Source organism: Treponema sp. OMZ 838 (assembly GCF_000775995.1).
In the GTDB taxonomy this organism is placed as follows: domain Bacteria; phylum Spirochaetota; class Spirochaetia; order Treponematales; family Treponemataceae; genus Treponema.
The window spans coordinates 1292837-1319376 of the sequence record NZ_CP009227.1 but is presented as its reverse complement, the minus strand read 5'-3'; the positions used below and the strand labels follow the sequence as shown (position 1 = coordinate 1319376).

At 46.2% G+C, this 26540-nt stretch carries 18 protein-coding genes; 9 read left to right on the top strand and 9 right to left on the bottom strand.

Features of this window, described 5'->3' with window-relative positions; all coding sequences use genetic code 11:
• Positions 1-121 precede the first annotated feature (121 nt).
• Both fusA and QI63_RS05825 read left to right on the top strand, forming a co-directional pair.
• Positions 122-2212, top strand: a complete 2091-nt coding sequence (gene fusA / locus QI63_RS05830) for an elongation factor G (protein ID WP_044014677.1) — start codon at positions 122-124, stop codon at positions 2210-2212.
• Between the two features lie 10 nt (positions 2213-2222).
• Complete coding sequence (locus QI63_RS05825) at positions 2223-2906, top strand: hypothetical protein (RefSeq protein ID WP_044014675.1); 684 nt, start codon at positions 2223-2225, stop codon at positions 2904-2906.
• Between the two features lie 153 nt (positions 2907-3059).
• Here the strand turns inward: QI63_RS05825 and QI63_RS05820 are convergent, their stop codons facing one another.
• Positions 3060-5057 (bottom strand): hypothetical protein, encoded by a 1998-nt coding sequence (locus QI63_RS05820; protein ID WP_044014673.1) that lies wholly within the window; start codon positions 5055-5057, stop codon positions 3060-3062.
• A 227-nt stretch (positions 5058-5284) separates the two neighbouring features.
• On the opposite strand from QI63_RS05820, the gene QI63_RS05815 reads away from it, so the two are divergent.
• The 5 genes from QI63_RS05815 to QI63_RS05795 all read left to right on the top strand — a co-directional run bounded on the left by QI63_RS05815 (position 5285) and on the right by QI63_RS05795 (position 12071).
• Positions 5285-6751, top strand: a complete 1467-nt coding sequence (locus QI63_RS05815; RefSeq protein ID WP_044014671.1) for a tetratricopeptide repeat protein — start codon at positions 5285-5287, stop codon at positions 6749-6751.
• A 9-nt stretch (positions 6752-6760) separates the two neighbouring features.
• Complete coding sequence (locus QI63_RS05810; protein WP_044014669.1) at positions 6761-7936, top strand: TraB/GumN family protein; 1176 nt, start codon at positions 6761-6763, stop codon at positions 7934-7936.
• A 218-nt stretch (positions 7937-8154) separates the two neighbouring features.
• Entirely contained in the window at positions 8155-8850 is a 696-nt protein-coding gene (locus tag QI63_RS05805; protein WP_081984411.1) for a DNA alkylation repair protein, read from the top strand.
• 81 nt (positions 8851-8931) lie between these two features.
• A complete protein-coding gene (locus QI63_RS13280; RefSeq protein ID WP_052185493.1) occupies positions 8932-9579 on the top strand; it encodes a DUF6998 domain-containing protein in 648 nt (215 codons plus the stop codon).
• 104 nt (positions 9580-9683) lie between these two features.
• Positions 9684-12071, top strand: a complete 2388-nt coding sequence (locus tag QI63_RS05795; protein ID WP_044014665.1) for a peptidase U32 family protein — start codon at positions 9684-9686, stop codon at positions 12069-12071.
• Here QI63_RS05795 and QI63_RS05790 read toward each other — a convergent pair.
• Together QI63_RS05790 and sufU are read right to left on the bottom strand one after the other, a co-directional pair.
• On the bottom strand, positions 12022-13203 hold the full coding sequence (locus QI63_RS05790; RefSeq protein ID WP_052185492.1) for a haloacid dehalogenase-like hydrolase: 1182 nt from the start codon (positions 13201-13203) through the stop codon (positions 12022-12024). The genes QI63_RS05795 and QI63_RS05790 overlap by 50 nt on opposite strands.
• Before the next feature lie 42 nt (positions 13204-13245).
• Positions 13246-13668, bottom strand: coding sequence for a Fe-S cluster assembly sulfur transfer protein SufU (gene sufU / locus QI63_RS05785; protein WP_016522648.1), 423 nt, complete (start codon positions 13666-13668; stop codon positions 13246-13248).
• Positions 13669-13871: 203 nt separating this feature from the next.
• On the opposite strand from sufU, the gene QI63_RS05780 reads away from it, so the two are divergent.
• On the top strand, positions 13872-15983 hold the full coding sequence (locus tag QI63_RS05780) for a methyl-accepting chemotaxis protein (RefSeq protein WP_044014663.1): 2112 nt from the start codon (positions 13872-13874) through the stop codon (positions 15981-15983).
• A gap of 119 nt (positions 15984-16102) precedes the next feature.
• Here QI63_RS05780 and ruvB read toward each other — a convergent pair whose 3' ends face one another.
• Together ruvB and QI63_RS05770 are read right to left on the bottom strand one after the other, a co-directional pair.
• The gene (gene ruvB / locus QI63_RS05775; protein WP_052185584.1) at positions 16103-17161 is read right to left on the bottom strand and encodes a Holliday junction branch migration DNA helicase RuvB; all 1059 of its coding nucleotides are present in this window, start codon (positions 17159-17161) and stop codon (positions 16103-16105) included.
• 90 nt (positions 17162-17251) lie between these two features.
• Positions 17252-17644 (bottom strand): thioesterase family protein, encoded by a 393-nt coding sequence (locus QI63_RS05770; RefSeq protein ID WP_044014661.1) that lies wholly within the window; start codon positions 17642-17644, stop codon positions 17252-17254.
• A 138-nt stretch (positions 17645-17782) separates the two neighbouring features.
• Here QI63_RS05770 and mnmG point away from each other — a divergent pair, with 138 nt between their 5' ends.
• Positions 17783-19678 (top strand): tRNA uridine-5-carboxymethylaminomethyl(34) synthesis enzyme MnmG, encoded by a 1896-nt coding sequence (gene mnmG, locus QI63_RS05765; RefSeq protein ID WP_044014659.1) that lies wholly within the window; start codon positions 17783-17785, stop codon positions 19676-19678.
• Positions 19679-19744: 66 nt separating this feature from the next.
• Here the strand turns inward: mnmG and QI63_RS05760 are convergent, their stop codons facing one another.
• The 4 genes from QI63_RS05760 to QI63_RS05745 form a co-directional block, all read right to left on the bottom strand.
• Entirely contained in the window at positions 19745-20647 is a 903-nt protein-coding gene (locus QI63_RS05760; RefSeq protein ID WP_044014657.1) for an amidohydrolase family protein, read from the bottom strand.
• 145 nt (positions 20648-20792) lie between these two features.
• The gene (deoC, locus tag QI63_RS05755) at positions 20793-21440 is read right to left on the bottom strand and encodes a deoxyribose-phosphate aldolase (RefSeq protein ID WP_044014655.1); all 648 of its coding nucleotides are present in this window, start codon (positions 21438-21440) and stop codon (positions 20793-20795) included.
• Between the two features lie 45 nt (positions 21441-21485).
• The gene (locus QI63_RS05750; protein ID WP_044014653.1) at positions 21486-24740 is read right to left on the bottom strand and encodes a tetratricopeptide repeat protein; all 3255 of its coding nucleotides are present in this window, start codon (positions 24738-24740) and stop codon (positions 21486-21488) included.
• A gap of 17 nt (positions 24741-24757) precedes the next feature.
• Positions 24758-26257, bottom strand: coding sequence for a LamG domain-containing protein (locus QI63_RS05745; RefSeq protein WP_081984410.1), 1500 nt, complete (start codon positions 26255-26257; stop codon positions 24758-24760).
• Positions 26258-26540: the final 283 nt, after the last annotated feature.

The following is a 26540-nucleotide window of genomic DNA, read 5'->3' as shown; positions in this document are numbered from 1 at the left end:
CAATCAAAAACCGTTTCCTGTATAATTTATAATCTTGCTTATAGACAGTTTTTGAAAATTGATATTTTTAGCTGCTGTTTTTTTTGACGTAAAAATCTTATAGAAATGAGGTAAAAGAATTATGAGTAGTGATATTTCAAAAATGAGAAATATCGGTATCAGTGCGCACATCGATTCGGGAAAAACAACCCTTTCAGAGCGTATCTTGTTTTATTGCGACCGTATTCATACCATTCACGAAGTACGCGGAAAAGACGGTGTCGGCGCCGTTATGGATAATATGGAATTGGAACGGGAGCGCGGTATCACCATTCAGTCCGCATCAACACAGGTACAATGGAAAGATCATACCATTAACGTTATCGACACTCCCGGACACGTTGACTTTACTATCGAGGTTGAGCGTTCATTACGCGTTTTGGACGGCGCTATTTTGGTACTTTGTTCCGTTGCCGGTGTACAGTCTCAGTCTATCACGGTTGACCGCCAGCTCAAGCGCTACCATGTTCCGCGTATCGCATTTGTTAACAAGTGTGACAGAACCGGTGCAAACCCGTTAAAGGTGCGGATGCAGCTCCGCGAAAAGCTTGGCCTCAACGCCTATATGATGCAGCTCCCGATCGGTCTTGAAGACAAACTCGAAGGCGTTATCGACCTCGTAACGATGAAGGCACTGTACTTTGAAGGAGACAGCGGCACCGAACTCCGCGTTGCCGAAATTCCGGCGCACCTGCTGGATGATGCAAAAAAATACCGCGAGGAAATGATTGATGCAGCGTCCATGTTCTCCGATGAGCTTGCAGAAGCATATCTTGAAGGCGCCGAAACGGAAGAGATGATCCGTGCAGCGGTACGCGCAGGAACCTTAAAAGAAGCATTTGTACCGGTATTCCTCGGTTCAGCCTATAAAAACAAAGGTATCCAGCCGCTGCTCGATGCCGTTACCTACTACTTACCCAATCCGACGGAAATTACCAATAAAGCGCTCGATTTGGATAAAAACGAAGAGCCGGTTGTATTGAGCACTAACCCCGATGATCCGGTTGTGTCGCTCGGATTTAAGCTGGAGGATGGGAAATACGGTCAGCTGACCTATGTGCGTATCTATCAGGGAACGCTGAAAAAAGGCGGCGAACTGTACAATACCCGCTCACGCAAAAAGTTCAAGGTTGGGCGTCTCGTCCGCATGAACTCTGCCGAAATGGAAGATATTTCCGAAGGCGGCCCGGGAGACATCGTTGCTCTCTTCGGTATCGAATGTGCATCAGGAGACACGTTCTGCGGCGGAGACCTCAACTACGCAATGAGTTCCATGTACGTCCCCGATCCGGTTATTTCGCTTTCGATTACCCCCAAGGATAAAAAATCTGCCGACCAGATGGGCAAGGCGTTAAACCGCTTTACCAAAGAGGACCCTACTTTCCACACGTATGTGGACACCGAATCGAACGAAACGATTATTCAGGGTATGGGCGAACTCCACTTGGATGTATACATCGAACGAATGCGCCGTGAATACAAGTGCGACGTAGAAACCGGTATGCCGCAAGTTGCCTACCGCGAAGCAATCAGCCAGCGTGCAGATTTTAACTACACCCATAAAAAGCAGACGGGCGGTTCCGGTCAGTTCGGCCGTGTTGCAGGCTTTATTGAACCGACTTCCGAGCAAGACTACGAGTTTGTCGATCAAATTAAGGGCGGTGCCATTCCTTCGGAATTCATTCCGTCTTGTGATAAGGGCTTTAGAGCGGCTGTGAAGAAGGGTACGCTTATCGGCTTCCCGATTGTCGGTGTACGGGTTACCATTAACGACGGTCAAACACACCCGGTTGACTCTTCCGATATGGCATTCCAGGCTGCCGCTATCGGTGCTTTCCGCGAAGCGTACAAAAAAGCCAATCCGATTGTACTCGAACCGATTATGAAAGTTTCAATCGAAGGCCCTCAGGAATTTCAAGGAAATATCTTTGGACTTATCAACCAACGTCGTGGTATAATACTTTCGTCGACCGAAGATGAACAGTTTACCCGCGTTGATGCAGAAGTCCCGTTAAGCGAAATGTTCGGATTTTCAACCATTTTGCGCTCTTCAACGCAGGGTAAAGCGGAATACTCAATGGAATTTGCGAAGTACGGCAAAGCTCCCCAGAGTGTTACGGAGACCTTAATTAAGGCGTACGAAGAAAAACGCAAAGCGGAACAACAAAAATAGGAGGCGGAAAATGGTTAAAGAGGATTTAATCGAACGCAGCGCTGTTCGTAATTTTGAGAAAGCGCTCGGAGGGGCGTTACAACCGGGGGAAATCGGTATTGTAACAGCTAAAAGAGGCGTTGGAAAAACTTCCATGCTGGTACAGCTCGGATTGGATCAGCTGCTGCAAGGTAAACCGATTGTACATATCTCGTTCAGTCAGCAAACCGATTATGCCATTACATGGTACAACAATATGTTCGACGAAACAGCCGAGAAAAAACACCTTGAAAAAGCAGCCGAGTTAAAGTCGGAGGTTATCGCACGACGCATTGTTCTGAATTTTAATCAAGACATTGTACGTACGACACAAATTATCAAGACCGTAAAAGCGCTGTTTGAAGTCGGATCCAAGCCTTCCGCGCTGATTATCGATGATTTCGATTTTTCCAAAGCGGTTCCCGAAGCGATTCAGCAGATAAAAACTTTTGCAAAAGAAACCGGTATGTTCGTCTGGTATTCTGCTTCCGCTGACGCACGTGAAAAAGCCGTTCATGCCGATTTAAAACCTTATGCAGATGATCTAGACGTTATCCTGTATTTGGAACCGACGCCGGACGCTATTAAAATACACGCGTTAAAAGCTCGCGGTAAAGCGAACTTTGATACCGGCTGCAAACTTGACGCCAAAACAATGCTTTTAGCGGAAAAATAGCCGCAGAACCTAAAAGGATAACCGAGCAAAAAGCATAACGCAGCTAAGTACGATGGCTGTAAAAACTATTCTAGAAAGCCCTGTCGATTATATCGGCAGGGCTTTTTTTATGCGGTGAGGAAACACTTTGAAGCCGTCTCACACTCCCGTGAACTATTCTGCATCCTCCGGCTGAGCGGGATTTTCCGGTTGCGGTACCGAAAGAGCCCCAGTTGTGCCTGCCGCTTGGTTAGAGGATGCTGCCTCCGTAGAAGGAGCGGCTCCGGTGCTTGTATTTGAACCGGAAGCAGATGGGGCAGGCCGCACGGAAGCAGCATCCTGTGGCGCTGAACCGAGCGAAAGCCGTATTGTTTCGTATTCGCTCTTATGTCTCATCTTTAAGTATAAAATCTTACTTCCTGCATTATAGGCATAGCCGGAGGAGTTATACATTTCAAAACGGGCATCGCTCCTGAACGGAATACCATACATCTCAATTCGATAGAAAGACCTAATACCGTGCAAGGTAAGATAGTGAGATTGGCCTTCCGGAAAGCGAATCCGCAATACTAAGGTTTTTGAAGTGTTTTCCAAAACCTCGATGTTCTGCGCACAAGTCCACGCCCAAATACCGGCTTCCGCCTGCAAAGCAAGCGACTGTGCATGGGGATACCAACTGTTATCCGGTTTTAGCAAAGGATAGAGCGTACCGGCATCCAGCATACCGCTGTCATCAGCTGTAATTACAAGCTGTGTCGATTTGCTGCCGGTTATGGTAAATCCTATCGGCAACTCGGTCGATTCGCCTGAGTATCTTAATAAAGAGGTTATCAGCATCCGGGCGACGGATTGCCATACCGAAGATTGAACCGCTCCGTACCGCATCAGTATTTGTGCAGAAGTTAAAGAGTCTGCACTATCGATATACGTGCCGTTATTGCTCAGATATAAACCTTCATTAATCAGCAAGAGGGATTCGGTAATTTTTTTCTCGCACAACGGAAGTAAATCTTCAAACAATGTCTTTTGCTCAGGGTAGTAATGCGTACAGTCGAGCCACACTGCCAATACCCCTGCCGCCTGCCGTGCGTTAAGCTGTACAGCATCCAGCTTTCCTATCAGCCGGAATAAACCTTCTATGCTGCGACTAGAGCCGCGGTCGGTTAAAAACGGTATTAAGCCGTCTTGTTCAAAAATTTCAAGTGAATTATCCGTGATAAGGGCAGCATACAGCTCTCTTTTTTTTGTATCGTCAGCAGCCAAGCCTACATGGGTTTCCTGTATATTATTGTAAAAAGGATTTGAAAGATATGTCCGCACGTTCCGCGCCAGCGTTTGAGCAGGAGCAGCTTCCATCGCTCCGGCGAATTTGCCGCGCTGCCCCATTTCGGCAATATATGCCGTCAACGTTTTCTCCGTTATCTGTTTAGCTGAAAGTGCCTGCGTACCCGCATGGATGACAGCTGAGGAAAAAGTGTTCAGTGCTGCCGTATATGATTCCGCAGAAGCCTGTACCATCGACGGGATAGTCGTGATATCAAGCTCTTCGAGCGGCAAATAGGTTTTGTAAGAGGCAATCGGCTGTGTCTTTGCGAGTACCAGATGCGGTCCTTCCAATTGTGCCGCCGTATTTTCACCATCCGTATCAAACCCGAAGCTGCCGGTAAACGTGTATTGCTTTTTACCGGAACGCACAAAGATCTTACCGTCGGCACGCTCAATACCGGCATTTTGAGTAATCTTCCACGGAAGCAATACTCTTTTTATTCCTTCGGGAAGCACCGCTTCAACCATAAGGCTGTCAACTTCACCCCGCTTTTCGGAAAAAAATGAAATAACCACATCATCAGAGCAGTGTACCGAAAAACGTGCTTCCGTTTCATAAAATTGGTACGATAGTACACGCAAAGGGGAAATCGTGTCCGCTGCATCTACGGCATAAACGGGATTTTGGTCACTAATATATAAATCAAGCCCATTCGACACGACATGAAGGGGTAAAAGAGGGAGCGTTTCACCCGCTTCGGTGCGCTCCTGTCTGCCTGTAACGGCCATAGATCCTAAAGTTAAAGAAAATGTTTGTCCTTTGGTAAACTGAAGAACAAAAATACCGAAAATAACACTACAATAAAGAACGGTATATGCAACTACTCTGCCGACAATATGCTTCATACGCTGTTAGTCTAATAAAAGGGGATAATAATTGCAATCCTTCCCTTTGCAAATATACGATGCATCTGCGTTGTCGCATCATGAAAAGTGCACACGGATGTACAACCGTTTAACATAACCGCTAGACCAGATTGGAAAACTTGGGTAGACTAGCGGGGTTATGCAAAAGCGAAAGGCTTTGAGCAGTTTCTTTAGTTTTAGTTAATCACCGTTCCGTAGGAGTTTCCATGAAACATTTGGATAGAAGTATTTCAAAAAAAGCCGTATGTATCTCCCTTATAATCGGTATACTTTCCTGCTTGAGCGCACAGAGCGCAAAGCCTCATACGCAGTCTAACCGAAAAGTATCCGAAAAGCCCGCAGCCGCCGGCAGTGCGGCGGAAGCAGCTGAAGAAATTTCCCCGCGTGTTATATTCGGACAGCGGCTCAACACATTATTAAACGAACAAAAAACGGATGAAGCCATTGCACTCTTTGACACATTGCCCGAAGAGGACAGAAATTCCCTTTCCATACGGAATTTAAAGGTAGCGGTACTCGTTTCAACCGGCCGGATACAGGATGCGGAGGAGACGGCAAAAGCCCTGGAAAAACAATATCCCAATGACCTCAATGTACTGTATACGATGACAATGGTCGCACAGGCGAAAAATGATAAAAAAATGCGGAAAACGTATTTAAAAAAGATATTAAAACTTGATCCCGACAACGTACAGGCTTTACAGGAAGAAGGCGTTGATTTTTACAATCAAGGCAGCTACAAAGAAGCAGGAGAAACATTCAGCAAAATTTTAAAAAAGTATCCGAACGATATTCAGGCATTGATTTGGTGCGGTAAGGTGTATTATCTGGACAATAAGATGCCGGAAGCTGAGCAATGCTATCTCACCGTCTTGAAGTATCAACCAAAGAACAGTCTTGCAATCGCCGAATTGGCACGGATAAAATCGGAAACCAACCGCATGGCGGAGGCGATTGCAGATATACAAAAAGCGATCGACTTGGAACCCGATGCTGCTCCACATTGGACAGATCTCGGCTCTTATAATCTGCAAATCGGAAGGAGAGAAGAAGCCCGTGTTGCATTTAACCGCGCAATCGAGCTTGTCCCCGATTCATATTTTATTCACATTTATCTTGCAGGATTAAACGATGACCTCGGCAATAAAGAGGATGCGATAAAACATTACAAAAAAGTAACCGAACTCTATCCGCAATATTATTTTGCGTATGAAGGACTCGGTATTTTACTGTTTGAAAAAAAAGATTGGGAAAACTCCCGCAAAGCCTTTGTGAATGCCTTGCGTTATGCTCCTACAAACATCTATTACGCACTATCCGCAACCGTCTGCAGCTATAAAATGAAGAAAAAAGCTGAGGCAAAAGATTTTATGTCAAAATATCTTAAAACGATAGACCGTACAAAGCGCGAAACCGATTATTATCTTTGCCGTCTCTTTATCGACTTTGCCGGTGATAGCGATGTTAATAATCGAATCACCAAAGTAAAAGACGAATCGGAACGCTTGCGCAAGTTTTTTTATTTAGCCGAATTCTACCGGCTGGCAGGCAAAGGTCATCTTGCCGAAAAATTTCTACTCGAAATAAAAACAACGCAAGCTCCGACTTTTTTTGAATATCGGCTTGCGGTAAGTGAGCTTGCCCCCGATGGGAATAAAACTGCTCAAAAATAGGATACCCCCATGAATCAAACATTGAAACGTATTACCTTAAATGATAAAGAAATCATCTTACTTGGAACGGCGCATATTTCAAAAGAAAGCATCGATGATGTTGAACAGTGTATCCACGACGAACAGCCCGACTGTGTATGCGTCGAGTTGGACGAACAACGGTACAAAGCGCTTACCGATGAAAAGCAATGGCAGGAACTTGATATTGTCGCAGTACTAAAAAGCGGAAAAGGCTTTTTGCTGCTTGCTAATTTAGTGCTTGCTGCTTTTCAGAAGCGGATCGGCGCCGATGTCGGAGTTAAGCCCGGAGATGAAATGAAGGCGGCTATTACCGTAGCGAAAGAACTTTCGATTAAAACAGAGCTTGTTGATCGTCCGATTCACATCACGCTCAAACGGGCATGGGCAAAGAATAATCTGTGGGGCAAATCGAAGCTTTTGGCAACGCTGCTCAGCAGCGCTTTTTCTACCGAAAAACTCAGCGCGGACGAAATTGAAGCGCTGAAAGACAAAAGTGAAATGGACAGCATGATGGCGGAAATGGCGGAATACTTGCCGCAGGTAAAAGAAGCCCTCATCGACGAGCGTGACCGTTATTTGGCAACAAAAATATGGAATGCGGCAGGAAAGAAAACCGTTGCGGTTCTGGGGGCGGGACACCTCGAAGGTACTGCCGCCTACATTGAAAAACTGCAAAACGGAACCGCGCCGAACGATGTAAGCGATATTGCAGACATACCGCCGAAAAGCAGGTTTGCAAAAATTTCCGGCTGGATATTACCGGCGCTGATTGTGCTACTTATCGCAGCGGGATTTATGAAAGGCGGCGTTGCAGCGTCAAGCGCGTTGCTGGTACGCTGGCTGCTCTGGAACGGAAGCCTTGCCGCACTCGGAACCTTGCTCGCGCTGGGACATCCGTTAAGCATTATCACCGGCTTTTTAGGAGCGCCCCTCGCAACCCTTAACCCGTTTATCGGAGTCGGCTTATTTACCGGTATTGTTCAAGCTTGGGTGCGGAAACCGCAGGTCGCCGATATGGAAAACCTGACCACCGATGTAACGAGCATCAAGGGATGGTATAAAAACAAAATAGCGCACATCCTGTTGATATTCTTTTTATCCAGCCTCGGCGGGGCAATCGGAAATTTTATCGCAGTCCCCGCGCTGGTAAGCGGCTTATTATAAGGAAGCGTCCGGTACGATTGCCTTCCTTGTCATGCGAAATTTTATCTAAAATTTCGCACAGTTTATTTTAAAAAGAAGGTAAGTGTACCGGACAAATAAACAGACATCGCAGAAAACTAAAGATTAGGCAAGCATTTGAACCGCGAAGAGGTTCAACTCTGCTTGAATAGTCTTTAGTTTTCTGTGGGGTACCTAGCAAAGCGTCCGGTACAATTACCATGGAGAAAATGATGGAATCAATTCAAAGTAAGCTCTTGTCGATGCAAGATATATCATATCGGGATTTTAATGCGAAACTCATCCCCACCGTTGACCCGAAACTGATGATCGGAATACGGACGCCTCTTTTACGAAAATTTGCGAAAGACCTGTTTAAGATGGAACCGAAGCAGGCTGCCGCTTTTATGCAAACCCTTCCGCACCGGTATTTTGAAGAAAACAATCTCCATGCATTCCTCATCGAAAACATCAAAGATTTTGACACTGCGATCACCGAAACAGAACGGTTTTTACCGTTTATCGACAACTGGGCAACCTGCGATACCTTTGCACCGCCGCTCTTTAAAAAACACCCAGATGAGATATATCAAAAAATTTTGCTCTGGATACGGTCGCACCGCACCTATACCGTCCGTTATGCCATCAATCTCTTGTTGTCGAATTACCTTGATGACCGGTTTAAACCGGAAATGCTCGAACTTGTTGCCTCTGTAAAATCGGATGAGTATTACATCAATATGATGATTGCGTGGTATTTCAGCTTTGCGCTAATTAAACAGTACGATGCCGCGCTCCCCTATATCAAAAAGCAAACGCTTGCTCCCTTTACCCACAACAAAACCATTCAAAAAGCGATAGAGAGCCGCCGGATTTCTCCGGAAATAAAGGACTACCTGCGGACGCTGAAAGTGTAAGAGAAGAGTAGTGCACAGAATTTTTGTTCCGATTTTACTAACATAATAGATTTTACGACCGAAGATACAGAAACGTACGGAATGATTAGAGCGTATCTTGAAAATAAAGGATTTCCGATTGTACCTTTTGATACGCAGATTACCGCTCAAGGTTTAGCAAGAAATCTTACTGTGGTCACAAATAATAAAGGAATAAACATGGAATTTAATTTTGATTTTCTTGTATCATTATGGAAAAAGTACAATAATGCAAGTTATTTATTAACTTCAGCAATGGGTGGTACAGCAAATGAAGTCGGCGAGTTTGCTGAAATACTCGTAGGTAAATACTATAATGCAGAACAGTTACCTGCCTCAAATAAAAGCGCTGATTTGAAAACAAAAGACGGAAGACTTATACAAGTGAAATCAAGAAAGATAGATCGATTAAAAACAACAAGTTTAAATGTAATTCGAAGCTGGGATTTCGATATTCTTGTTGTGGTATTGTTTGATAAAGAAGGAAACATTCTTAAAGCCATTGAAATAGATTCCAGAACAGCAGAAAAGTTATCAAGTCCAAATAAATATCAAAATGGAAAAATACTTACAACGAATCATGAGTTACTAAATAATAAAAACTCAAAAGATATTACTCAAGACTTACAAAATATTCTTGATAATAAAGATAGCATCACTAAAAATGCTTTAGAAAACAATACGACAATCACGTGTTTCGACATAGTCTAAGCTTTCCAGCAGAAGGTCATCGGGAAGCCCCTCCCCAATTACACCGACATCACGGACAACCCCATATCTATGCAGCGCCGCATTTTTTTCAGTATGATGACGGAATGGTCGAATTATTAGCGCCGGCGGGGAATCCCGAAGCATTGGAAGCAGCGATTGCGGAAGGGGCGGACGCCGTTTATTTAGGTTTAAAAAGCTTTAATGCCCGTATGCGGTCTTCAAACTTTGCGTGGAATCAGTTTGAGGCAACGGTTGATGTGCTGCATAAGCGGAACAAAAAAATATATGTTACCGTCAATACGGTTGTAACTGAGAACGAGATGGAGCGGCTCTACCGGTTTTTGGCGTATCTCAACAATGTCGGCCCGGACGGCATTATCGTGCAGGATCTCGGACTGATTCAAATGGCACACAAACACTTTCCGAATCTCAAGCTCCATGCTTCTACGCAGCTCAATATTGCGAGTGCAAAAGCAGCCAATGCGATGAGCCGCTGGGGAGTGTCGCGGACGGTGCTGGCACGGGAACTGAGCTTGGAAGAAATCCGTGCCGTTCATGCAAACACTTCATGCGAGCTGGAGGTATTCGTACACGGGGCGCTCTGTGTCAGCGAATCGGGCTTGTGCTTGTTTTCGAGCTACCTCGGCGGAAAGTCGGCGAACCGCGGGATGTGTACCCAAGCGTGCCGCCGCCTCTACACCGCGCATGAGCCGGAGGGCGACCGGGAAGGCTACTTTTTCTCCCCCGCGGACTTACAACTCATCGAGTATATTCCCGATTTGATTCAGGCAGGCGTTGCCTCATTTAAAATAGAAGGAAGAATGAAAAGTGCCGAGTATGTCGGCACGGTGGTATCCGCCTACCGGTATGTTATCGATAACTGGGAAGCCGATAAAAAGGCGGCGGTAGAAACAGGCAAGCGTATCTTAGCGAACGACTTTGCACGGAAAAAGACAAGCTATCGCTTTAAAAGCACCCGCGCGGAAGAAGTGCTCAACCCCGATCAGGCGGGCGGTACCGGCATCTACCTCGGCATTATCGACGGCATTAAAAAAGGCGCCGTGGAGGAAGTCCCGTTTAAAGACGGTACGAGGGCGGTACACTATGTACAGCTGAAAGACGGACATTATACGCCGGAAAAAGGCGACTCGGTGCGCATTCATAAGAAGGACGACAGCGGACGCGAAAGCTGGAAAATTCAGGATATAATGGAAAGTAAATCCGGCGCATGGCTGCAGCTGCCTGCGGATTCCGGCAAAGGAGACAGCGTATACCTTTTACAGACCAAGGCAATGACCAAACGCTACCCCCGTTTGCTGCCCGCCTCGCTCGAAAAATACCGCAAACAGCCCAACGACGAAGCGCTGCCGATGTTGACGCTCGAAGCAGGCTTCCCGACGCTCGGCGATACAAACAAGGCTGCGTCTTCAAAATCAGCAACCTCGACACCTGCCGGAGCTGCATTGCCCGCGAAATCAGCGACTGCAGCAACCGCACTTTCCGCGACACCTGTCAAAAAAAGCCTTGCGAAAAAGCCTGCGGATATCTTTCCCGAAGGGCTCTACGTTCAAGTTTCTTCCATTGCGGATTTGCATACCATCCTTGCGGATAAACCGGTACGGGTTATTATCAATTTAAATGAGGACACCTATCCGGCGCTGGCTGGACAACAGTCCAATCCGCAGCAGCAAAATCAGCAGCAGGCAAAACCGCTGCCGTTCTCCAAACGGGAAATTTTTATTTCGCTTGATCCCTTTGTGCCGCAGGAACAGGAGCCTATCCTTGCGGAGCAGCTGGAACAGCTAACCGCACAGGGGTATACGCAATTTATCGTGAATAATCCGGCACATATTTCCATGCTCCGCAATAAAAAGAACTTTTTAGTCGCGGGGCCGTACCTTTACACCTTTAACTGCTGGGCGGTTTCGTGGCTGCAGGAGAACGGCATCTGCGCCTACATTCCCCCTGCCGAAAGCTCTCAGGCGAATATCGAAACGGTGTTTGCGCCGGAGCTGCGCCCGCAGGTACTGCTGCCGCTTTTTTCGTATTCCGTGCTGTTCAGGATGCGCTTTACGCTGCCGAAAAACTACAACTTTCTCTACTTTTCCGACAAGCAGGGCGAAGCGTTTAGAGCTTTTTCTACCCCATCCGCCTCTTTTGTGCTGTCCGACAAGCCGTTCTCGGTTGTAGACCGCTACCATGCCTTGCAGCATCATCAGTTCTCACGCTTTTTACTGGATTTTTCGCATACGAGCGTTGAACGCCGCGCTTACCGGTTTATTTTACAGTCACTGCGGAACGGTACTCCCCTCCCCGACTCGGTGCGCTTTAATTGGAAGGAAGGCTTTTACGATCCACAGCGGGTGGAAGAACTCAAACAGCTGGGGCAAAAATCGGCGGCAGAGCGCGGCCCCAAAAACTCCGGCGGACGAGCAAAACCGCCTAAAGGACGTTCACAGAACCGTCGGCACAATCAGACACACCGGAAATAAATAGCCCCGTCTCTTCATTCCGATGCTGTACGATAATCGATGCATCGGGGGCATTGCGCTCGGCTAAACCGCGCTGTATCAGCGGGTAGAGCTGTTCGTGCGGCTTTTGATTGCGGTACAGGATAAGCAGCAATGCCTCATTTTTGAACGCATCCATCATACAAAAATCGCCGTCGCTGTCGCCCGCAATAAGGATAGGAGCTTTTCCGCCGTGCCGCGGAGCAATCAACGTCCGTATCGCCTCCGCCTTTCCTTCCCGCCACGTTTGCGGAATGGAGTAATCCCGCTCATCGGTAAACACGCCGTCGGCATTCCGCAGCCGCCGCCTGCCGAATACTTGTTCGGGACGGAGGCAGTAGCCATACGCAGGATTACAAGCAAACACCCGCACGCCGTCCTCCTGCGAGGCGGAGCAGATGTAGGGAGTAATACCGTGTTCTTCAAAGCGGCGGAACAGCTCCCGTATTTCCGGCTGTATCCGTATACCCTTCCGGTACGTTGCGATAACGACACCAGCTCTCCCTGCCTGCCGCACGGGTGATACGATCGTGTATTGTTTTATTTCAGCGGTAAGCACTTCGGCAATCGTTTTTTCTACAAGACTATTCAATTCGGGAAGCGTCATTCCCGTGCATACCGATTGAGAAATATCGGTATCGCAAACCGTTACCGCATACCGCATCAGCGTCAGAATTTTTGCCTTAAAATCGAGGAACGCCTCGGTTTGCACAACTTCCTCAAGCGGAAGCGTTCCGTTCAAATGTTGATATGCATGATATAAGAACCGGTAGCGGTCATCCAAATCCGCCGAAAGATCGGCTGCAGTGAGCTGCCGCCCTTCGCTATTAAAGCAGCCGACGAGCGGAATATTCTGCGGAATTTCGTGCCGAATAGTAACGGCAAACTGTTCGGGCGTCAGGTTAAAACAAAGATGCTCAATCTGATACAGAAAAAGACTATCCTGTATATCATAAAAAATACACGTGTAATCCCAATCAAAGACGGCATAGTTGTCCGCAAAAGCTTTTTCAGCAATCAAGCGTTCCAACCGCAGTTTGTTTTGAGGCTCCCAATTTCCGGTTAATGCCGGTTTATTTGTTTTATGAGTCTTATTCGTTGTCTTGGTTTCCATGTCTGATGTTCCGATGAGGTTATCCTGAAATGTCCGATTATCTTATTTAAGCAGTACCTGTGCGCTGTGCCAGCTCAGTGTCGCGCATTTAATACGAGCAGGCATTTCGGCAAAATAGCTAAGAATCTGCGCATCGCCGAGGCTCTCTAATTCTTCCTCTGACTGCGGCTTTCCTGCCATCATATTAAAAAACACCTCAAGGCAATGCTGCGCCTCTTTAACCGTTTTGCCTTTGATTAAATCGATCAGCATATTGGTGGAAGCGGTTGAAACCGCACAACCGGCGCCTAAAAAAGAAGCGTCCTCAACAATCCCGTCCTTCTGCTTAATCAGCAAGGTTAAATCGTCCCCGCAGCTGGGATTATGCCCGCGCTCAATGCCGGTCGCTCCGTCCAACTGATGTTTATGTTCCGCTCTCCGCGAATAATCCAATAATGTCTGCTGATATACCGTTTCGATACTCACGTCCCGCTCCTCTATTATTAAAAGACTCAATCTAAAAAGCTCGGTGATAATTTTACACAAAACGGTTCCATTAGTATAGTAAACCATGTTAATGAAGCACTACTGTAACATAAAACGAGCTATTGAAAAAAATACGTTTATCAGCTAGACACGCTTTCATAAAAGGTCTATACGTAATCTTATAGAAAGGAAAGGGATTTTTTATGCGTACATCAAAAGGAAAAAAACGATTCTCGCTCAAAAGAAAACTTATTCTTATTTTTGGAGCTTTAATCGCTGTTGCATTAACTATCGAAGGAAGTTTGGCAATTTACACTGCCCGTAAAGCTGTTTCCGAAAAAATCGAAGACCATCTCGCCGATAAAGCAGCTGATATTGCCTTAATTATAGACGGGAAACTCGGTGCTCTCTTTCAATTTATCGAAGGCGTTTCCCGTATGCCTTCTTTAAGGGACAATTCGCTTTCTCTTCGGCAAAAGGCTCAAACACTCGTTCGAGAAGCAGAGAGTAATGAAGACATAAAAGCTTTTGCCGTATGCAATATGCAAGGCAATTGCTCCGATACGGACGGGAACGAAGTTTTCCTCGGCGATAGAGAATGGTTCACTGCAGCTATAAAAGGAGCTAATTTTATTACGGAACCTCAGCTTGCCCGCAAGCTCAATACGCTCCAAATCATTCTTGCCGTACCGATTAGAGGTGAAAATCAAGAAATTATCGGTGTATTATGCGCAGTTGTCCCTCCGGAATTTTTATCGAAGCAAATCAGCGATATCGTGATCGGGAAAACAGGAAATTCATATATTATCGGTAGAACCGGTACGATCATTGCGAACAAAGATTTTTCTTTAGTTCAAACACAATTCAATGCTATCGAAAAAGCCAAAGAAGACCGCGAGTACGATTCCCTTGCGGTATTTACACAGTACATTTTAGACGGCAGCAAAAACGAAATGGGATACTACACCTACAAAGGAACCTATTACATTGCAACTGCTTCGCCCATCGGGATATCAGGATGGTCGGTCATTATCAGAGCTCCGGTTGAAGAGTTTATGGGAACACTGGATGACCTACAACGAATCATGGGTATTATGGCAACCATCAGTTTGATTGTCGCGCTTGTTATTGTGTACTTCATTGCACGCAATATTATCAAACCGATTAGTCAGGCTGTTACGGCACTGCAGAACATTGCCCAAGGAGAAGGCGATTTAACGGTACGTTTACCGATACTAGGGAATGACGAAATTACCGATATGTCGGAATATTTTAACCAAACAATTGAAAAGATCGGTACATCAATCCAAACAGTTGGAGAAAACAGCGCTACCATGCAAACCACCGGAAACGAGCTTGCCGAAAATATGACCACCACGGCAAGTTCGGTAAACCAAATCAGCGCAAACATCGATGGATTAAAACAACAAGCCTTAACGCAAGCGGCAAGCGTTACCGAAACCGCCTCTACTATAGAAGAGATTGTCCGAACCATTAAACAGCTGAACGCGAGTATTGAAGTACAAGCAGCAAGCGTTGCCCAATCTTCCGCATCGGTTGAAGAAATGGTTGCCAATATTGCCTCTATCGGACAAACACTCGGAAAAACCGACACGGTTATAAAAGATTTAACCTCTGCAACGAACGACGGTAAAGCAACATTGGTAACATCAAATACCGTAACGCAAAAAATTGCCGAAGAGTCCGGCTCTCTTATGGAAGCCTCAAATGTTATCCAGCATATTGCCTCACAGACGAATCTTCTTGCAATGAATGCTGCAATCGAAGCTGCTCATGCAGGAGAGGCGGGCAAAGGTTTTGCCGTAGTCGCAGATGAAATCCGAAAGCTTGCAGAAGATTCTGCCATGCAGGGAAAAAACATCACTACAACCTTAAAAACACTCAGCATCGAGATTGAAACGCTTTCAGCTTCCTCTAAAACGGTCGAAGAAAAATTCAACGCCATTTTTACGCTTGCCGAGCAGGTAAAGACAATGAGCGACACACTTACCGCATCGATGAGAGAACAGGAAAACGGCAGTAGAGAAGTCCTCTCCGCGATTAAAAACATCAATATGGTAACAACTGAAGTTCAAGCCGGCTCTGAGGAAATGCTGAAAGGCGGTGAGGGTGTTGCGGAAGAAATGTACAAATTGGACAATCTTACCCGCACTATTACCGACAGCATGAACGAAATGGCTTCAGGTGCTATTGAAATCAACAATGCAATCCAAGAAGTCAACACAATTACTCAGAAAAACAAACAAAGCATAGAAAGTCTTGCTCAAGAAGTTTCTAAATTTAAAACCAATTAGGGCGCTGCCCTAAGCCCACCCGGCTTTGTTTTTATGAAAAAACTTGTTATTGCCCAATGTAAACGGAAGTACAAAGGGCAACAACATCATGAACAACGGATGTAACCGTGTAGCCTCACCTACTCAAAGAGGCTGCCGGTTTGTGCTGCTGACGCCGGAATTTTTAGTCCGAGATGGGTGTATGCTTTTTCCGTAACCATACGTCCGCGGGGAGTACGCTGTAACAATCCCGTTTGAATAAGGTAGGGTTCGTAGTAGTCTTCAAGCGTATCCTGCGACTCCCCGATTGAAATCGCAAGCGTTTCCGCACCAACCGGCCCCCCACCGTAGTTTTCGATAATAGAACGGAGTATCTGCCGGTCATAGTTTTCCAAACCGAGCCGGTCGATATGTAGTTTTTCCAAGCCCTGCACAACGGTTGTTTCGCGAATGGTATCGCTACCTTCAATAAACGCAAAATCCCGCATACGCCTCAGCAGCCGGTTGGCAACGCGTGGCGTTCCGCGGGAACAGCGGGCAAGTGCAACGGCCGCTTTTTTCCCGATATTGATTTGAAGGATATCGGCGGAACGCATAATAATAGAAGCAAGCTCTTCATCGCTGTAAAATTCAAAGCGCTGCACAATCCCGAACCGGCTGATAAGCGGACTTGAAACCATACCTGCACGGGTTGTCGCACCGATCAGCGTAAACGGCGGCAGCGGGATACGGACAGTCCGAGCCCCCGGCCCCTGCCCGATAATCCAGTCAAGCTCGTAATCTTCCATAGCGATATAGAGCATTTCTTCGATGGCGGGCTTTAACCGATGAATTTCGTCGATAAAGAACACACTCCGTTCGGACAGCGTTGTCAAAATACCCGCCAAGTCTTTAGGCTTATCGAGAGCGGGGGCGCCGGTGATCTTGCATTCAACACCAAGCTCTTGTGCGGTAATTTGCGCAAGGGTAGTTTTTCCCAGCCCGGGAGGCCCAATCAAAAAAAGGTGATCAAGGCTCTCTCCCCTACTCCGCGCCGCTTTGATAAAGACCGACAGGTTTTCTTTGATGTTTTGCTGTCCCTGAAAATCCTTCAAAAGCTGCGGACGCAGCGCGCGGTCTTTTTCATCCCCCGCACGCTTTTCTCCGCGTATAATACCGAATTCGTCTATTTCATTATCCTGATATATTTCGCCGTTCATCTGCATTTTTAAAAGATACTCATCGTATTAAAATAGTAGGAACCTCTAAAAATCTCGGTTTTTTGAGGTTTCCCTTACATGTAATTTGCGTTATGCGTTTTTCTTTTTATTCACTTTTTCCATAAAGCGGCCAACATTAATAATCGCCCGTTCATGAATACCGCTGCCTATCACGCCGCGCTCATCACGCGCTTCAACCTGAAAGGTCAGAAATTTTCCATTTGCATTGATCTCTACCAATTCGGTATGGATAAACACCTTCATTCCCTCAGGGGTTGCATCAAGATGCCGTACATCCACATGGGTACCGACCGTTGCCTGCCCCTCGTCCAAATACGGCATCACGCTGCGCGTTGCCGTATCTTCCATTCGAGCAATCATAGCCGGTGTCGCAAATACCTCCACCGTTCCGCTACCCACCGCAGTTGCGAGCATCTCCTTTGTAACAACAAAGGTATAATCTCCTTTAATCCCGACTTCCATAGCTGCCTCCAACTAGTTGTACATCAGGGTAATCGCATTGGCACTATTTCAAGCGATTGCCTTGCTTTTTACATAGTTATAGCCGAAAATACAAATCTATGCCAGACAAACAGGAGCCGTTTCGCTATAATATCCGCTATGAATTTTCGTTATTCGGACTATGACGTGATTGTCGTCGGCGGAGGGCACGCGGGCATCGAAGCCTCGCTCGCTGCTGCACGGATGGGCGCACAAACCCTCCTTATTACACAAACGGTTGATACTATCGGCAGGATGTCCTGCAACCCCTCGATTGGCGGTGTTTCCAAAGGCAATATCGTGCGGGAAATAGATGCGCTCGGCGGCGAAATGGGAAAACTCGCCGATGCATGTATGATTCAATACCGCCTTCTCAATAAAAGCCGCGGGCCGGCAGTGCAATCCCCCCGCATTCAGGCGGACAAATTCTTATATGCGCAGACTGCGCAGTACACCCTCGAAAAAGAAAAAAATCTCCATATTTATCAAGATACGGTTGTTGATGTTATCTCCTCGCAGACTGCGGAAAGCGGGCTTGTGGATGGAGGAACCATACAAGCGGTGTTGACGGCGCGCGGCAGGACAATTTCCGCGCGGGCGGTGGTGCTTACCACCGGAACCTTTATGGAAGGGAAAATCTACATCGGCGAGTTCGAAGCTGAAGAAGGCCGCCTCGGTGAAAAAGCGGCAATCGGACTCGGTACAGCCCTTGCACACAAGGGCTTCACGATGAGTAGGCTCAAAACCGGTACCCCCTGCCGCGTACTGAGAAAATCCGTCGATCTTTCTCAGCTGGAAATACAGGAGGCGGATGCCGTGATGCGCCCGTTCTCCTTCGACACGGCGGAAATATTCCGCCCCTCGGCAGTGTGCTATGTCTGCTACACCAACGAGCATACCCACGAGGTTATCCGGCAAAACTTTCACCGCTCGCCGCTTTTTTCGGGAAAAATTCACGCAACGGGCGCCCGCTACTGCCCTTCCATCGAGGACAAAGTACGGAAGTTCCCCGAACGCACGCGGCATCAGCTGTATATCGAACCGGAAGGCCTGATGAGCGATGAGCTGTACATCAACGGATTTTCATCTTCGCTGCCGGAGGATGTGCAGGATCAAATGCTCCGCACCCTCACCGGTTTTTCCGATGCCGTGATTACCCGCCCCGCGTATGCGGTTGACTATGCGGTTGTCTCTCCGCTGCAGCTGGGGCCGGACTTACAAACCCGCCGGATCGCGGGGCTTTTTACCGCAGGGCAGATCAACGGAACATCCGGCTACGAAGAAGCGGGCGGGCAAGGCCTCATCGCCGGAATCAACGCAACGCTGTACGCCCGAGCTTGCAGCAACACACAACCGGCAGCCTACGAACCGTTCACACTCCGCCGCGACGAAGCCTACATCGGCGTGATGATCGACGACCTTATCACGCAAGGGGTCGATGAACCCTACCGGATGTTCACCGCCCGCGCCGAATACCGGCTCAAGCTCCGGCACGATACCGCCGACGAGCGGCTCACCGAGCGGGCATACCGCATCGGCTTGCAAAAGCAAAGCTCCTTTACCCGCCTGCAAGAAAAACTTGTGCAGCGCGGCGAGCTTATCAAACACTGGCGAGGGGTGAAAATTACCGGCAGCATTGTGGAGGCGGAACCCGCGTTGCAGTGTCATCTCGGCAAATCCCTCGCCGACGCGCTGCACGATCCGCTCATCCCGCTTGAGCTAATTTGCCGATGCGATCCCGCAAGCGCACAGTATTCCCAGGCAATTAAAAGCGCAGCGGAGCTGGAAATCCGCTATGAGCATTACATTATTGCACAGGATAAACGAATTGATAAAATGAAGAAGATGGAAACGAGCCGTATCCCGCCGAATTTTAACTACGATGGGGTTTCGGGGCTTTCGACGGAATCGCTTGCGCGCTTAAAGCGGGTAATGCCCGCAACAATCGGACAGGCAAGCAGAATTCCCGGCATCCGCCCGTCTGATATAATGGTGTTGATGGTAGCAATTAAATAAGAGAGCATCTCTAAAAACTCGGTTAGCTTTTAGAGATTCCCAAGAGAAGCGTGAGCGGCGTATCGCTTAATCGCGCACCGCCATCAGCATTTCAGCATCGGCGTCCGTAATGAGTCCGCATTTAAGCATATCGTAGAGCTGATCGCTGTTTGTCTTTCCAAAGAACAACAAATCATCAGTGCCAAGTCCGATTGGAATTCCCGCATCGATCATTTTTTTGATGGGGTGTTCTTTTAAACTGGAAACAGCGCTCAGCATCACATTACTCATCGGGCATACATTACAGCGTATTTTACGGTCGGCCAAGAATTGCAAAACCGAATCATCGGCAGCGGCCCCAATACCGTGCTGTACTTCATCCAAATCGAAAAGTTCGACAAAGCGGCGGACAGACTGTGCATCGGAAAATTCTCCGACATGGGCTTTCTTTTTTATATTATATTTTTCGGCAAGCTTAAAAATATAGACAAAATCTTCAATACCCTCAAAAACTTCCGGACCGTATAAGTCAACATTGTTGAATATCTTGCTTTCAAAAAGCGGATATACCCACGTACGAATAAAATCGCGGTCAAGTGTTTTCGAAATACCGACTTCGGGGCGTATTTCAATTTGCTTTTTGTACTTTGAAACAAGCCCCGAAATATCCGATAAGAACTTGTCAAGATTGTTATCGTAATGTTTTAGAAAATTTATATCGACGGACGTTTCCAGCCATACAACATTATCTGCAATCGCATCCTGAATGGACATTTCAAAAAGATCCTTAACATCCTTTGCCGTTTGACAGCGCGGGCGGGTATAAGTACCGATTACCATGTGCATTTCATCGAGGCCGGTCATTTTACGGGGAAAATTCGGAATAGCCATACCAGCCCAATGCTTGTAGCGTTCATACTTCATGCTCAAGTTAAGGTGATTATGCGTATCCGACTTCGGTCGCGATTTTAAATACTCAATATCTTTCATTCTAAAACCCTTTTTGCGCCTCTACTAATATCCGACATACATATTCCGACAGGCCGACAGTCTAATTATCGGTGAATATCGAAAAATCTTGAATGTTACAGCCTTACTGTATTATACAGCAAAATATCCACTAACGGCGCATCATTTATCCTTTAATTATTTTGATGCCGCTGCTGGTGCCAATCCTCGAACATCCCGCCTCTATATATTTAAGCGCATCCTCGCGACTGCGGATACCTCCGGAAGCCTTAATCTTTGTATCCTTTTTGAGGTATTTTTTAAATAATGCAATATCCTCAAGCGATGCTCCACGTGAACCGTAACCGGTAGATGTTTTAATAAAATCTGCTCCGGCTTGTTCAACCGCGGCACAGACATTCGCAATATCCTTTTCGGACAAATAGCAGGTCTCGACGATTACCTTTAAATGAGCTTTTTTCGCATGGCAAAGCGAGGCAAGCGCAGCAATTTCTTTTTCGACATACGCAGTATTTCCTTCCAGCAGTTTTCCGATATTGATCACCATATCAATTTCATCGGCGCCGTCTTTTATAGCCTGCTCGGTTTCAGCGCATTTTACTTCGGTTGTTTGCGTTCCAAACGGAAAACCGATAACGCTGCACGTCATAACATCGGAACCCGTAAGCTCTTTTTTTACCAGTGCAACATTGCAGGGATTCACACAAACCGAAGCAAAATGATATTCCTTTGCTTCCTTGCACAATGCAATAATTTCCGGCTCGACGGCATTCGGCTTTAATAAAGTATGATCGATATACTTATTCAATTCCATTTTTTTCTCCTAAAATAACAGACACCAGTCTAACATTTTTTTATCTTATGATAAGTCAGGCAACACTGCCGACATATTCGCCATTACTTGTTCCAACTCTTGTCTTACTCTCGTTCCTAATTCCTGATCAGGTAACTCAATACTTAAATCACGCAAATAGCTGAGCAATTTAAATACAGCCGCATCATTATACGGGAGATGATCATTCGCTACACTAGAAGCCTGCTTAATAAGGTTCGCCCGTTCTTTAAGCCCCAATTCTCCCGACAATCGAGCAATAATATAATAAATCTGTATTCTTTCGCTGCTGTTAAGGAAAACTTCAAGTTCTTCCTGTGGAAGATAGATAGCTAGATCGCGCAAATACAAGAACAACTGAGCAAGCTGCTCAGGATCCGTAGTATTAAGATATTGTTCAAGCGAAGGAGAGTCTTTAATCTGATGTTTTGCATGGCACCACAAAAGGTTTTTCTGTTCTTGATCAAGAACAAACGGAGCTTCGTTATCACTCGGCGCATATACTTCCTTGCTTTCCAAATTTTCGGAAGCAGAGTCTTCATCAGTATCAACGGTAACGTCCGTGCCTTCTTCTTGATTGAAATCAGATGAAATATCTACAGCTTCTTCTTCCGTTGCGTCTTTTGTAACCGCTTCGGAATAATCTTGATCCATTATTTCATCAACCGGAATCGTTTCGGTTTCAAGCGAAACCGCCTTATCTTCCTCGGTGCCAAAAATATCTTCTTCCGCAGTTTCGATAACCTGCACGCTATCATCATGCACCGATACATCCCTATCAACCGGAGCACAATCTTCTTCCATATCGGGGAAAGTTTCCTGCATTTCGGCAATCTGCAGCCCGTCTTCTTCTGCTGCTTCGGCTTCTCCGACTTCGGATTCTCCTGCTGTGGTTACTGCAACGGTTTCTTCTTCGGCGGCTGGTGCTGTTTCGTCTTGGGATATTTCCGCTGATTCTTGCACTGCTTGCTCATCCGATTGAATCTGTTGCTCCTCAGGTTCTTGTTCTAGAAGAGCTGATTGAAGCGGCATTTTTCGACTCAGGTTTTCGGCAATCTTTTCTGCTAAAACCTCAACAGCCTGAGCATATCGATTTTCATCAAGCTGCTTATCAATATCTGAAATGACATCCTGCAAAAAACCGATTGTCGTGCCGTAGACATCCAGATCTTTCAATCTTTCCTGTACAACCTCGTCGCGAAGAAGATTCTGGCGTTTATACAGCGCTTGTACATTTTTTTGAGATATACCGCCAACGCCAAGGGCGGCGTTGTTTTCAACGTGATCGGGATTAAGATACAGTTCATCAACAGGTGAAGCAAACGTCTCATTGGAGGCTGCCCCTACTTGACCATTCGGTAGACGGCTGCTTATTTGCGGTGCACCGCCGGCGCTGTTCCCTGCTGCGGCAAAGCCGGCAGTATCTGAATTTCCTGCACCGAACGTATAGGGTTCAACCCCCGCGCTTGAATAGGAGGAAAATGACGACTGACCGGCTATATCCGATTGTTGGGCGCCGATTAATTGGATACCGCTGAGTGCAGCATCGTCTTTTTCCGGCGGAAGTTCTTTTACCTCTTCCGTTCCTTCGATGAGCATTTCAAAAGGAATCTCCCGTTCGGACATCGATATATCCCTCAATGAAGGAATACTTTGTTTCGGCTCCGGATTCAATTCGGACGGAGATATATAAAGATATGAATCATCGGATTTTAGCTGTTCAAGGTTTTTAGTTAACAACGGATCGGCTATATACTTTTCTGCAGCCTGCTCATAGAGATCAAGCGAGGCAGCTATATCTTGTTCAGGAGCATCCGATTCGAAGCCACTCTGCATATTAAGAATCTCATTTGCTGTTTTTAACGCTTCAAGTGTGTCTCCCCGTTTTTGGAATAATCTCGAAAGAGCGGAGCGGGCTTCAATAGCATTCGGCTTTAACTCGAGCACTTTTTGATATTCCTGATATGCAGCTTGAGGATTATTCAGCAATTCTTCGGTTCTACCTAATGCCATCAACGCAGAAATATCGCTCGGCTTTTGCCGCAAGAAGAGTTTAAGCTGCTCCTTTGCTTCCTCATATTTATGAGCCAAGAGGTATTGTTCTGCAAGTTCTTGACGGAACTCTATTGCTGAAGGTGCCATTTTTAATATTTGTTTGAAGGTATCTTCAGCTTGCTCAAGCTCACCTGTAAGGGCAAACAGCTGCCCCCGTAGTTTTAGTGCGTTGAGGCTGTTACTATGTTCCGTGTCCAGCCGCCCCAAAAGCTCGTGTGCCTTTGCATAATCTTTAGCATACATGCACATTTGAATAGCTTTAAGCCGTAAGGCATGATTGTCGGCATTTACCGGTGCAGCTTCTGCAGTAAGCAATATCGGAAGCGCTTCGTTATATCGCTGTTTTTTTTCTAAAAGATTCGTTAAGGCAAGTGCAGCAGGAGCGTACCCGGAATCGATTGCCAATGCATCATAATAGTATTGCTCAGCCTCCTGCTGAAGCTGTTTCTTTTCAAAAAGATAACCAAGCTCAGTATAGACCGAGGCATTTTCACCGGTTACACGAAGCAACGAGCGATAGGCATTCAACGCATCATCAAGTTTATCCAACTCTAAATACGCAGCAGCGATACCCGCTAACACTTCACCCCATGCAGGATTAACACGAAGTGCCGAATTGTAATATACAATCGCTTCTTCATACCGCTTTTCTTTGCGTAAAAGTCCGGCAAGGTGAAAATTTAAATAGGGATGATTAGCGTCTACACGAAGACCTTGTTTATATATTTCAATTGCTTTATCCGTCTCACCGGTTAAGACATAAAGATTGCCGAGCCGGTCATAGGCGTGAGCATGGTCGGGCTTAACTTCGATTGCACGGGAAAAATATTCCGCAGATTTTGCATAGTCGCCCATTCTTTTATAGGTCTTTGCAAAATTGTACAATACTTCGTCGGTATCACCGCCGGCCGCTTGCGCTTTAGTTAATATCTCAAGCGCATCGTCATAACGTCCCAAATGCCGATAAATACGGCCGAGACTCAGCATCAAGTCAATATTATCGGGAGCACGTTCATATAAGCGGAGATAGGTTGCAAGCGACTGTTCAAGATTACCTTCATCTCCATACACACGCGCTAACAAGCTCTCAACTTTTTCCCTGTCACCCGGCAACATATCCGGATGCTTTTTCAGCGCATTGGTCAACAAACGTTCGGCATATTCAAAGTCTTGAGTAATTAAAGCTGAATTTGCACGTTCAAAGATAAAATCAAGTGACTCCGACATAGTTCCTCTAAAGGCCGCTATTCCTTCCGCGGCCTTGCCCATACTTCTTGAGAAAACGTCCCTACCCGCGTACCGGCCTCATCATCATAGGCGGCAACAGCAAAAAAATAAATTTTACCGTTATGCAAATTCGGTATGCGATAAGAAAGAACTTTACCCACATTCAAAGGCGAGCCCGCCGAAAAATATTCGCCTCGGCGCTCTCCGTAATAAACCATATAACCTTTTACATCAAAATCGATTGAGGGCGTCCATGACAGTTCGATTCCGCCGTCCTTCGGCACTGCAAATAATCGTGCAGGCGGCAGCGGTTCTGAATCTTTTTCATATTCAAGACTGATGGAATGTACAATCGGTGTCTTTTGTCCTTCCGCATCCGGATACAAATTTCCTGCAATTTGAAAGAACCGGCCTTGCATTCCGGTAATTGTCTGCCCGCTGCGTATAGGTTTCCATGCAGGTTCCGTATCCGTCCATGTGTAACGGTTTTCCCCAGAGCGAATAAAGAACACAGCGTCTGTCTGTACCGGCGTATCAGCAGAAACAGTCAGCCGCTTTGCCTCGGACAGAGAACCGCCTGCATCAATAATCAGAGATTCAAAACGGCCGCCGTTAAGGTGATACCGGTCAAACAGTGCCGTCTGTTCGGCAAAAGTCGGCGGTTCGACAAACCGTTTGGTTATCTTCATCTCATCAAGCATTCCCGAATACTGCACCCCAATTGAAAGATCGGCTGCATGTCCCATTTTTGATAATAAAACGGCATCACTTTCCCGCCCATTCTCGGTAATGTAGACGATATTCTCCGTATGCCCGTTCATTCGGTATTCTAACAACCCGATTTCTTCATCATACGTAATCAGATGGTGCGACCACTTCGAAGGAATTAAATTGGTGCGTCCTCTCAGCTGAATGGAAATACCATTATTGTATTTATCCTGCCAAATGTTAAAAAAATCCCACTGCAGCTTATTTTGAATGATCTGTGCGATAATATGCTGATCGGTTAAGCGTTCTCTTTCAAAATATGAGGAATACCATTGAAGAATAATACTACCGTTTTCGGTAACCGACGGAGCAATCCAAAATTCAATCGTAAACGAACCGGCAGAACTTTCACCTCCGAAAAAAGAGCCTTTTTGAGGTTTTAAAACCAAACCGGCTGTTTTTACATGAGGGCTGCACATTGCAGCACCGGCTCCCAGTTTTGCTTGTTCAGCTCCTGCAAAACGCATACTCGAGGAAGCAACCGTATAGGAGCTGGTCTCTTCTACGATGGAAGGGGAATCGAAATTAAGATACAGATCGGTTTCCTGCGTTATTTTTGGAACACTGCTGCTGAGCGAAATGCCGGGATTCCCATATTTTCCCGGACACATCTGGATATTTTCCGTATACTGCAGCATACCCCAACCGTTTTTTCCACCTAATTCAAATACCGCATTACCGGTAAACGAAGCCGTGAGAATGCTTGAGAAAAAAAATAGCGCTGCAAAAATTTTTTTTATACACATCATCGTTTTCAATTATCGGTTAAAAGTATATATCATTTAAGAAAGTTTTAATAGACAGATAAGTTAGGACAAACGCATCAGTTTATTTTTTCTTAAATATCATACTTGACAATATATTATATTATAAATAATATTATAATAATTACAGTGTAAAACAAGGAGATATTGAGAAACTCCGTAAGATTTTCAAAGATTTGCAGATGTTTAGCAACACGATTAAGACAAATCTCTAAAAAACTGATTCGCAATCCGCTTTAGCGGATAACTTAATGAATTTCCTTACAGA

What these genes read in the sequence shown, in the direction of transcription:
- QI63_RS05820 (WP_044014673.1), bottom strand. Translation starts at nt 5,057, where the DNA reads ATGAAGCATATTGTCGGCAGAGTAGTTGCATATACCGTTCTTTATTGT.
- QI63_RS05750 (WP_044014653.1), bottom strand. Translation starts at nt 24,740, where the DNA reads ATGTCGGAGTCACTTGATTTTATCTTTGAACGTGCAAATTCAGCTTTA.
- QI63_RS05825 (WP_044014675.1), top strand. Translation starts at nt 2,223, where the DNA reads ATGGTTAAAGAGGATTTAATCGAACGCAGCGCTGTTCGTAATTTTGAG.
- QI63_RS05780 (WP_044014663.1), top strand. Translation starts at nt 13,872, where the DNA reads ATGCGTACATCAAAAGGAAAAAAACGATTCTCGCTCAAAAGAAAACTT.
- fusA (WP_044014677.1), top strand. Translation starts at nt 122, where the DNA reads ATGAGTAGTGATATTTCAAAAATGAGAAATATCGGTATCAGTGCGCAC.
- QI63_RS05790 (WP_052185492.1), bottom strand. Translation starts at nt 13,203, where the DNA reads ATGGAAACCAAGACAACGAATAAGACTCATAAAACAAATAAACCGGCA.
- QI63_RS05770 (WP_044014661.1), bottom strand. Translation starts at nt 17,644, where the DNA reads ATGGAAGTCGGGATTAAAGGAGATTATACCTTTGTTGTTACAAAGGAG.
- deoC (WP_044014655.1), bottom strand. Translation starts at nt 21,440, where the DNA reads ATGGAATTGAATAAGTATATCGATCATACTTTATTAAAGCCGAATGCC.
- QI63_RS05760 (WP_044014657.1), bottom strand. Translation starts at nt 20,647, where the DNA reads ATGAAAGATATTGAGTATTTAAAATCGCGACCGAAGTCGGATACGCAT.
- QI63_RS05745 (WP_081984410.1), bottom strand. Translation starts at nt 26,257, where the DNA reads ATGATGTGTATAAAAAAAATTTTTGCAGCGCTATTTTTTTTCTCAAGC.
- QI63_RS13280 (WP_052185493.1), top strand. Translation starts at nt 8,932, where the DNA reads ATGATTAGAGCGTATCTTGAAAATAAAGGATTTCCGATTGTACCTTTT.
- QI63_RS05810 (WP_044014669.1), top strand. Translation starts at nt 6,761, where the DNA reads ATGAATCAAACATTGAAACGTATTACCTTAAATGATAAAGAAATCATC.
- QI63_RS05805 (WP_081984411.1), top strand. Translation starts at nt 8,155, where the DNA reads ATGGAGAAAATGATGGAATCAATTCAAAGTAAGCTCTTGTCGATGCAA.
- mnmG (WP_044014659.1), top strand. Translation starts at nt 17,783, where the DNA reads ATGAATTTTCGTTATTCGGACTATGACGTGATTGTCGTCGGCGGAGGG.
- QI63_RS05795 (WP_044014665.1), top strand. Translation starts at nt 9,684, where the DNA reads ATGGTCGAATTATTAGCGCCGGCGGGGAATCCCGAAGCATTGGAAGCA.
- QI63_RS05815 (WP_044014671.1), top strand. Translation starts at nt 5,285, where the DNA reads ATGAAACATTTGGATAGAAGTATTTCAAAAAAAGCCGTATGTATCTCC.
- ruvB (WP_052185584.1), bottom strand. Translation starts at nt 17,161, where the DNA reads ATGAACGGCGAAATATATCAGGATAATGAAATAGACGAATTCGGTATT.